The organism is Neobacillus sp. FW104-15D2 (assembly GCF_058790155.1).
Window position 1 is genome coordinate 1 of record NZ_JBYTCJ010000062.1, and the last position, 5,544, is coordinate 5,544.

Consider the following 5,544-nt stretch of genomic DNA (forward strand, 5'->3'; position numbering starts at 1 on the left):
ACTATACAAAAAAAATAATGAAATCCTGAAAATTCACAGGATTTCATTGACAAATTTGTTTTTCAACAATATGAAAGAAACGCTTCCCTTTAGGGACGCGTTTCTTTTTATGATTTTTTTTAGAGTGTGTGGGAAAAATAAGACTAGTAATTATTGAAAGAAAAGATTCGGAAATTTACATTAACTAAACAAACATTTACAAAACCTTTACAAAGCATTAAAACTGGGTTAATACTTAAGCTTTATTCTAATACCTGTAGGACAAAACAACCATATCTCTTAGGGGGAATAAACGAAATGAAAAATTTCAAGAAATTAGGCCTACTTATGATGCTGGCAGCATTGATGGTATTTGCAGCTGCTTGCGGTGGAGCTGCTGATAAAAAAGACGACAACAAAGCAGACAATAAAACAGCAGGAAATAAAGAACTATCTGGGTCATTAATACTTTCCGGTTCAACTGCATTGCAGCCATTAGCTGCTGCAGCAGCTGAAGAATTTATGAATAAAAACACTAAAGTCAGCATTCAAGTAAATGGCGGTGGATCTGGTACAGGCTTATCACAGGTTTCACAGGGTGCCGTTCAAATTGGTAACTCCGATGTTTTTGCTGAAGAAAAGAAAATTGAAGGACTTAATGATAACAAAGTTGCTGTAGTAGGTATGACAGCTGCAGTTAACCCTAAAGCTAACGTAAAAGATATTAAAAAAGAAGATTTGATTAAAGTTTTTACAGGGAAAATTACTAACTGGAAGGAACTTGGTGGAGCTGATCAAAAAATCACTCTTGTTAACCGCCCCGACTCTTCTGGTACACGTGCAGTATTTAATAAATTTGCCTTAGATGGTGCAACACCTGCACAAGGAATTACTGAAGATGCTTCAAATACAGTTAAGAAAATTATCGCTGAAACACCTGGAGCAATCGGATATCTAGCCCTCTCATACTTTACTGATGATACAGTAACAAAAATGTCTATCGATGGCGTTGAAGCAAGTGATGAAAATATTCAATCAGGAAAATTCCCTGTATGGGCTTATGAACATATGTATACAAAAGGTGAGGCTAACGAAGTCGCAAAAGCTTTCCTTGATTATATGACTAGTGATGAAGTTCAGACAACTTTATTGCCAAAACAAGGTTATATCCCTGTAACAAAAATGCAGGTTGAGCGTGACGCTACAGGAAAAACTACAAATAAATAAGCATTTTGACTGACAGGGTAATGCCGTTTAAGCTTTACCCTGTTTATCACGTAATTTTAGGGGTGTTTTATTTTTATGGAAAAAGTGGTTCCTGCAAAAGACAGATTATTAAAATCTAATAAAAGCTGGATGGATGGGGAAGTCAGAGGCAGGATTCTTGTTTACTTGTCTGCCATTATTATGATCGCTGCAACAATTTCGATTACTATTTTTATTGGCCAAAAAGGTTTACAGGCATTTATCAATAACGGTGTAAGTCTTATTGAGTTCTTAACCAGTAAAATTTGGGATCCATCTAATCAGAAGCATCCGGGATATGGAGCTCTTCCTTTTATTTTCGGATCATTTGCTGTTACTTTTTTAGCAGCACTGGTTGCGGCACCTCTTGGGATTGGTGCAGCAATCTTTATGACAGAAATTGCGCCTTCCTGGGGAAGGAAAGTTTTACAGCCTGTAATCGAACTTCTAGTTGGAATTCCATCTGTTGTTTATGGATTCATCGGGCTTACAGTTTTGGTTCCTTTTATTAGAGATCATATCGGAGGATTAGGTTTTAGTCTTCTTTCAGGTATGATTGTTCTTTCTGTAATGATTCTCCCAACGATAACCACCATCGCTACAGACGCTATGGCCACAATTCCTAAAGCTCTTCGGGAAGGTTCATATGCTCTTGGTGCAACACGATGGCAAACGATTCGAAAAGTGTTAATACCTGCAGCAATGCCATCCCTTTTAACTGCAATTGTTCTTGGTATGGCCAGAGCGTTTGGTGAGGCACTTGCTGTTCAGATGGTAATCGGGAATGTAAGCAAATTTCCACATAGCATTTTAGATGCATCAGGAACACTTACCACAATCATAACCCTAAACATGGGAAATACTACATTTGGAAGCGTAGATAACAATGTTCTTTGGTCAATGGGATTAATTTTGTTAGTTATTTCATTTGTCTTTATTTTAATTATTCGATATCTTTCAGCGAGGAGGAAAATCTAATGAGCAGTAAAACAGCAGATCGAATAGCAACCGGAATATTTGTTGCAATTGCCGTTATTATCATTTCCTTGCTGATAGGGTTATTTTATTTCATTTTAGTTAATGGTGTTAAACAAATTTCAATTGATTTTTTAACTAAGCCATCCAGCAATTTAATGGCCGGCGGCGGAATTCGGGATCAATTATTTAATTCCTTTTATGTGTTGATTATTACAATGATTATTACTGTTCCGCTTGGCCTTGGCGGCGGAATTTATATGGCTGAATATGCAAAACCAGGAAAAGTGACTGATTTTATTCGAGTTTGTGTTGAAGTACTTGCATCTTTCCCTTCGATTGTTATTGGGATGTTTGGATTATTAATGTTTGTTACATTAACTGGATGGGGATATACCATTTTAGGCGGAGCCTTGGCCCTTACTGTATTTAACTTGCCTGTAATGGTTCGTGTAAGTGAGGATGCTATTAGGTCGGTCCCCCGTGATATAAAAGAAGCAAGCCTTGGACTGGGAATTAATCACTGGCATACTATTAAGACGATCTTATTACCAAGTGCATTTCCTTCTATTCTGACAGGTGCCATTCTCGCAGCGGGGCGTGTTTTTGGCGAAGCGGCTGCTTTATTATTTACAGCAGGTTTGTCGACACCACGGCTTGATTATTCTGACTGGAATCCATTCTCATCAACATCACCATTAAATATTTTTCGTCCGGCTGAAACACTTGCAGTCCATATTTGGTCAGTCAATACTCAGGGATTAATTCCAGATGTAAAAGAAGTAGCGAATGGTTCTGCAGCTGTGCTGGTTATTTCTGTTTTAATTTTTAATTTATTAGCTCGGACTATAGGGAGTCTTGTTCATAAAAAAATGACTGCATCGAAATAAGGTGAGGTGTTTGGTAATGGCTATAGCAACAAAAGATAACCCGGTTTCCGTACAACCAATCCAAAAAGAACATATTTTGAAAATCAATAATCTGGAAATATTTTACGGTGAAAAACGAGCCGTAAACGGAATTAGTATGGATATAGATAAAAATGGAATTACTGCTTTGATTGGTCCTTCGGGGTGTGGTAAATCGACATTTTTACGGAGCATTAATCGAATGAATGATTTAATTCCTGGGGCAAGAGCTGAGGGAGAAATCCTTTATGAAGGTGTTAATCTAATATCCAAAGATATTAATGTGGTTGCTTTAAGAAAAGAAATTGGAATGGTATTTCAGAAGCCTAATCCTTTTCCAAAATCAATTTACGATAATATAACTCACGCATTGAAATTTTCAGGCATCCGTAAAAAAGGAAAATTGGATGAAATTGTGGAAGAAAGCTTGAGGAAAGCTGCACTTTGGGATGAAGTAAAAGACAGACTTTACAAATCTGCCCTTTCTCTTTCAGGGGGACAGCAGCAGCGATTATGTATAGCTCGCACCATTGCAATGAAGCCGGCCGTGATGCTGCTTGACGAACCATCATCGGCCCTTGACCCAATTTCAAATGCAAAAGTGGAAGAATTGATTTTAGAATTAAAAAAGGATTATTCCATTATTATCGTAACCCATAATATGCAGCAGGCTTCAAGGATTTCGGATAAAACAGCTTTCTTCCTAAGCGGGGATTTAATTGAATATGATATTACTGAAAATGTCTTCACAAATCCTTCCGAAAAAAAGACAGAAGAATATATTTCCGGGCGGTTTGGATAAGGGGGAAATAAAATGTCAGTTTTTACAATCACCGATAAAGCATTTGATGTAAAGGATTTTAATCTTTGGTATGGAGACCACCATGCTTTAAAGAACATTAATTTTCCCATCCGCAAAAAAGAAGTGACAGCTATTATTGGTCCGTCTGGCTGCGGTAAATCTACTTTTATCAAAACATTAAATTTAATGATCACTACTATCCCAGGGGTTAAAATGTCGGGTGAGATTAACTATAACGGACAAAATATCCTCAATGAAAAACTCGATCTTGTAGATCTTAGGAAAAATGTAGGGATGGTGTTCCAAAAAGGAAATCCATTCCCCCAATCTATTTTCGATAATATTGCATATGGACCGAGAATTCATGGAATAAAACGAAAAAGAGTTCTCGAAGAAATCGTAATAAAGTCCTTAATGGATGTTGCCTTATGGGATGAGGTTAAGGACCGGTTAAATGCTCCAGCTCTAGGTCTGTCAGGAGGACAGCAGCAGCGGCTTTGCATTGCAAGAGCTCTCGCGACAAAACCAAATGTACTCCTGATGGATGAGCCTACATCTGCTCTTGACCCTATTTCTACTTTGAAAATTGAAGAAATGATACTAGAATTAAAAGAAAAATATACAATTGTAATTGTTACCCATAATATGCAGCAGGCTGCCCGTGTTTCGGATAAAACAGCTTTCTTCTTAATGGGTGAGCTGATCGAACTGGATGAAACTTCAAAGATTTTCTCCCAGCCATCCGACGAGCGAACAGAAGGATATATCACAGGAAGATTCGGATAATATGAGGTGAATGATTGATGAATACTAGATCAAATTTTGACAGCAGTTTAAAACAATTAAAAGATATGTCTTTGGAAATGGCAAGACTTTCAGAAAATGCAGTAAAAGAGGCAATGGATGCTTTAATCAGGCAGGATCTTGAAAAGGCAAAACAGGTAATTGAAGCTGATAATGTTATCGATGAACTTGAATTCAAAATCGATGATAAAGCAACTCTAATGATTGCAACCCAGTCACCCGTAGCTAAGGACTTGAGGAAAATCCTTGTTGGACTTAAGATTGCCTCTGAAGTTGAGCGTATTGCTGATCAGGCTGTTAATATAGCTAAATCTGCCCTCCATATTGGAAAAGAGAAACATATTAAAGAAATTGTGGATATACCTAAAATGATGGATATGGCTCTGGATATGCTTAATGACGCATTAACAGCATTTTATACCGAAGATGCAGCGCTAGCTCGAAAATGTGCTGAAAAAGATGATGCGGTAGATGAGATGTACGGCAGACTTGTGCAAGAGCTTTTAGGCTATATTCCGGAAAATCCTACTTCGACTAATCAGATTACCCAATTGTCATTTGTCTGCCGGTACATTGAAAGAATTGCGGACCATACTACAAACATTTCAGAAAATGTTATCTTTCTTGTGACAGGGAAACGATACGATTTAAACACATAAAGGCCACCCTATACCACCTGAATAAGCCTTTAAATAGGTTATTTCCTAATCAATAAGCAATATCAAGCCTTCCTATAGAACAAAAAGGGACTTCATTTGTACTGCACCCCAAAAGTTAGAGCTAAAATCTAACTTTTGGGGTGTTTATTTTTGGCTAAATATAGTGAACGAT

6 protein-coding genes are annotated in these 5,544 nt (G+C 37.3%); all 6 read left to right on the forward strand.

Annotation, left to right across the window (positions count from 1 at the left end; translation table 11 throughout):
• Window positions 1–297: 297 nt before the first annotated feature.
• The 6 genes from AC3WR0_RS25230 (at window position 298) to phoU (ending at window position 5,372) form a co-directional block, all read left to right on the forward strand.
• Window positions 298–1,206 carry a phosphate ABC transporter substrate-binding protein gene (locus AC3WR0_RS25230; RefSeq protein ID WP_027320037.1) on the forward strand — a complete coding sequence of 303 codons (909 nt, stop codon included), beginning with the start codon at window positions 298–300 and terminating at the stop codon, window positions 1,204–1,206.
• Between the two features lie 75 nt (window positions 1,207–1,281).
• Window positions 1,282–2,202 (forward strand): phosphate ABC transporter permease subunit PstC, encoded by a 921-nt coding sequence (gene pstC, locus AC3WR0_RS25235; RefSeq protein WP_027320038.1) that lies wholly within the window; start codon window positions 1,282–1,284, stop codon window positions 2,200–2,202.
• A complete protein-coding gene (gene pstA, locus AC3WR0_RS25240) occupies window positions 2,202–3,089 on the forward strand; it encodes a phosphate ABC transporter permease PstA (RefSeq protein ID WP_492554828.1) in 888 nt (295 codons plus the stop codon). The genes pstC and pstA overlap by 1 nt, the downstream gene beginning before the upstream one ends.
• Before the next feature lie 16 nt (window positions 3,090–3,105).
• Window positions 3,106–3,909, forward strand: a complete 804-nt coding sequence (gene pstB, locus AC3WR0_RS25245; protein ID WP_492554829.1) for a phosphate ABC transporter ATP-binding protein PstB — start codon at window positions 3,106–3,108, stop codon at window positions 3,907–3,909.
• 12 nt (window positions 3,910–3,921) lie between these two features.
• Window positions 3,922–4,695, forward strand: a complete 774-nt coding sequence (gene pstB / locus AC3WR0_RS25250) for a phosphate ABC transporter ATP-binding protein PstB (RefSeq protein WP_027320041.1) — start codon at window positions 3,922–3,924, stop codon at window positions 4,693–4,695.
• Window positions 4,696–4,712: 17 nt separating this feature from the next.
• The gene (gene phoU / locus AC3WR0_RS25255) at window positions 4,713–5,372 is read left to right on the forward strand and encodes a phosphate signaling complex protein PhoU (protein WP_492554830.1); all 660 of its coding nucleotides are present in this window, start codon (window positions 4,713–4,715) and stop codon (window positions 5,370–5,372) included.
• Window positions 5,373–5,544: the final 172 nt, after the last annotated feature.

Coding starts and splice junctions, on each gene's coding strand:
- AC3WR0_RS25230 (WP_027320037.1), top strand. CDS start 298: ATGAAAAATTTCAAGAAATTAGGCCTACTTATGATGCTGGCAGCATTG.
- pstC (WP_027320038.1), top strand. CDS start 1,282: ATGGAAAAAGTGGTTCCTGCAAAAGACAGATTATTAAAATCTAATAAA.
- pstA (WP_492554828.1), top strand. CDS start 2,202: ATGAGCAGTAAAACAGCAGATCGAATAGCAACCGGAATATTTGTTGCA.
- pstB (WP_492554829.1), top strand. CDS start 3,106: ATGGCTATAGCAACAAAAGATAACCCGGTTTCCGTACAACCAATCCAA.
- pstB (WP_027320041.1), top strand. CDS start 3,922: ATGTCAGTTTTTACAATCACCGATAAAGCATTTGATGTAAAGGATTTT.
- phoU (WP_492554830.1), top strand. CDS start 4,713: ATGAATACTAGATCAAATTTTGACAGCAGTTTAAAACAATTAAAAGAT.